The sequence below is a fragment of the Paracoccus sp. PAR01 genome, from assembly GCF_014851995.1.
Classification (GTDB): domain Bacteria; phylum Pseudomonadota; class Alphaproteobacteria; order Rhodobacterales; family Rhodobacteraceae; genus Paracoccus; species Paracoccus litorisediminis.
Genome location: NZ_JACVAW010000058.1, coordinates 1 through 2,781 on the forward strand (window position 1 = coordinate 1; position 2,781 = coordinate 2,781).

The 2,781-nt window shown below is 59.0% G+C and carries 3 protein-coding genes; all 3 read left to right on the forward strand.

The genetic code is table 11. From position 1 onward, the window contains the following. The first annotated feature begins 152 nt into the window (after positions 1-152). The gene (locus tag IB235_RS24470; protein ID WP_370576994.1) at positions 153-1,040 is read left to right on the forward strand and encodes an HNH endonuclease; all 888 of its coding nucleotides are present in this window, start codon (positions 153-155) and stop codon (positions 1,038-1,040) included. A gap of 143 nt (positions 1,041-1,183) precedes the next feature. After that, positions 1,184-1,447 (forward strand): hypothetical protein, encoded by a 264-nt coding sequence (locus IB235_RS24475; protein WP_192338986.1) that lies wholly within the window; start codon positions 1,184-1,186, stop codon positions 1,445-1,447. A gap of 127 nt (positions 1,448-1,574) precedes the next feature. Further along, the gene (locus IB235_RS24480; RefSeq protein ID WP_192338988.1) at positions 1,575-2,195 is read left to right on the forward strand and encodes a thermonuclease family protein; all 621 of its coding nucleotides are present in this window, start codon (positions 1,575-1,577) and stop codon (positions 2,193-2,195) included. The last annotated feature ends 586 nt before the right edge of the window (positions 2,196-2,781 follow it).

Consider the following 2,781-nt stretch of genomic DNA (forward strand, 5'->3'; position numbering starts at 1 on the left):
TCACATCGCCCAACAAACCCTTCCAACTCATCTGCCATGTCGCCTCTCCATCAGTTTCGGAGAACTTCTGGCAAACGCACCCAAGACCAGAAATACCCAAACTCAATGGGTCAGAGACGGCGTTTACGGTTCTTCTGCACAAGGCCGACTCGATTTACGAAGACGAGCTCGATGTCGCCTATGATTTTCCGCGCTCCTATCTCAAGGCGATGAAGGAAGCGGTGGGCGATTGGATCGTCTATTACGAGCCGGTCAAGGCCGGCCCCCGCGGATATTTCGCAGTAGCGAAGATCATGGATGTCATCCCCAAGCCCGGCATGGACGGGCGCTACCTCGCGGTGATTGAGTCAGGAAGCTATTTGCCTTTCAACTGCGAGGTGCCACGGCTCATCAATGGTCGGCCACTCGAGGCGGCTTTGACTTCGGCCTCCGGCGGTGCGATTTCAGGCGGGGCCGTGCAGCTCGCGGTCCGGCGTTTGCCGGAAAGCGATTTTGCGCGGATCGTCGATCTCGGCCTGCCGCAAAACCTCGAGCAGATCGAAGCAACGCGATACGAGCCGGCAAGTGAAGAACTTCGCGATGAGGCGCTGGTCTTCGAGAGACCGGTGGTTGAAAGGCTGACGCGGCGCAAGTATCGCGAGGTCGCCTTCAGTCGCAAGGTGCGCGAGGCTTATGGTTATCGATGCGCCATCTCGGGTCTGCAGCTGCGCAATGGCGGCGGTCGACCGGAGGTCCAGGCGGCGCATATCCGTCCCGTCGAACGGGATGGCAGTGACTCGGTTCGCAACGGCTTGGCACTTTCGGGAACTTTGCATTGGATGTTCGATCGGGGCCTGATCTCGGTGGCCGAGGATAGCGAGACAATCCTGGTCTCGCGCAACAAGGTGCCGAGCGATGTGATCACTCGGCTGATCAGGCCAAACGGCAAGCTGTTGAAACCGGTCGGTCGAAACCATCACCCCCATCCGGAAAACCTGCGCTGGCATCGCGAAAACATCTTCGGTCAGGTGGTGCCTGACGACTGCTCGCCATGGGAGTAGCCGCGTCCGCACCGGAAAAGCCGGACGCGAAGATCCGGCTGCTGCGCGTGACCAATAAATGACGCAATTGGGTCCAATAACACTCGCCGAACACCTGATCTCCACATAAACACGTTCCGTGTTGTTTGTTCACGAGTGCATTCATGTTTCGCATTGTTCTTGCTGTCGCATTTCTGTTCGGCGTGCCGGCCTCTGCCGATGATACCGCGCCGCCCACGATCGGTGCGCTGACCATCGAGGAGATCGTGACGGCGCGTCAGCGCCTCTTGGATCTGGCCCGGCCTGTGGAAATCCTGATCGACGCAAGTTGCTGCAAGGTCTGTCACAAGGGCAAGGCCTGCGGCAATAGTTGCATCAGCCGCAATTACCAATGCCATAAAGGACCGGGTTGCGCCTGCGATAGGTAGTGCCGTCTATAGCCGTTCCAATCGGCGCAGAAAACTTGGATGCCGCTGCCCGGATTCCTGGGCGTGCCGGCATGTCGTCATTCTTGCTTTGGCGCTGATCGCTTTGGCGCCGAGCCCGACGCTTGCCATGGGAGATGGCCCGCGGCTCACCGGCAAGGCTGTCGTCGTCGATGGCGATACGGTCAAGCTTGGGAAAGACACGATCCGGATCCACGGCATTGACGCTCCGGAACAAAGCCAGTCCTGCGCCCGCGCGGGTGGGGGCAGCTGGGCTTGCGGCAAGGCCGCCACCGCCTTCATGGCGAAACTGGTGAAGGGGCGAGAGATCGCCTGCCGCCCGGTTGAGCGGGATCGCTACGATCGCATCGTTGCCAAATGTTTCGTATCCGGTCGCGATCTTGGTCGCGAGACTGTGGGTGCAGGCCTTGCCTGGGCGTTCACCCGCTATGCCGATGACTATGTCGATGCCGAGACATCGGCGAAGAGCCGGCGGCTTGGGATCTGGCAGGCGCAATCCGAACCTGCCTTGACGTTTCGCGCGAAGGGTTGGGAAAGTGCGGCGACGACGACGCTGCAGGAGGATTGCCCGATCAAAGGCAACATCTCGGCCAAGGGTGAGAAGATCTATCACATGCCTTGGTCGCCAGCTTATGCCAAGACCCGGATCAACGTCTCGAAAGGTGAGCGTTGGTTTTGCGACGAGAAGGAAGCCGTTGCGGCTGGCTGGCGTGCCGCGCGCTGGAAATAGGCGCTGTTGGATGACGTGTGGCAGGTGTTGGATGCGAGCGCCAGCATGGGGCGCAGCCATCCGACATGGGCCAAGACCTTGCCTTAGCGGCATTTTGTGCCGTCCCCAGGTTGCTTCCGGCTTTGTAAAGCCGGATTTCCGGGGCGGGAAAAGACACAGCTTAGAAGCTTCTGCGAAGAAACGGCATCATATTGAAAAATATGCGTTTGGTGAATATCATCTTGATCTTGAACACTGGAGCACCAAATTAATGTATTACAATGCTCTAGAGGGCCGCGTGATCCGGGACCGGGTCGATCTCGTTGCCATATTCGAAGAATGGCAGCGCGTCCGAAACCTGTCACAGGACGAGCTCGGCGGAAACATGAGCTACGAGCTCCGCGGCGGCCGCGAGTAGGTAGCGTCCGAGGGCGTGGTGTAATTTCATCGGCGCTGCCGGTGTAATCCGAGGTGGCCATCGAGGTGTATGGTCGAGGTGGAGTTTCGACGCTTCAACCACGAACCAGACGGAGACCCCGATGACCAAGACCAACATGGACTTGTCCGAGCTTCTGGCAAAGCAGGATCAGGGCGATTTTTTGCGCAG

Coding starts and splice junctions, on each gene's coding strand:
- IB235_RS24475 (WP_192338986.1), top strand. CDS start 1,184: ATGTTTCGCATTGTTCTTGCTGTCGCATTTCTGTTCGGCGTGCCGGCC.
- IB235_RS24480 (WP_192338988.1), top strand. CDS start 1,575: ATGGGAGATGGCCCGCGGCTCACCGGCAAGGCTGTCGTCGTCGATGGC.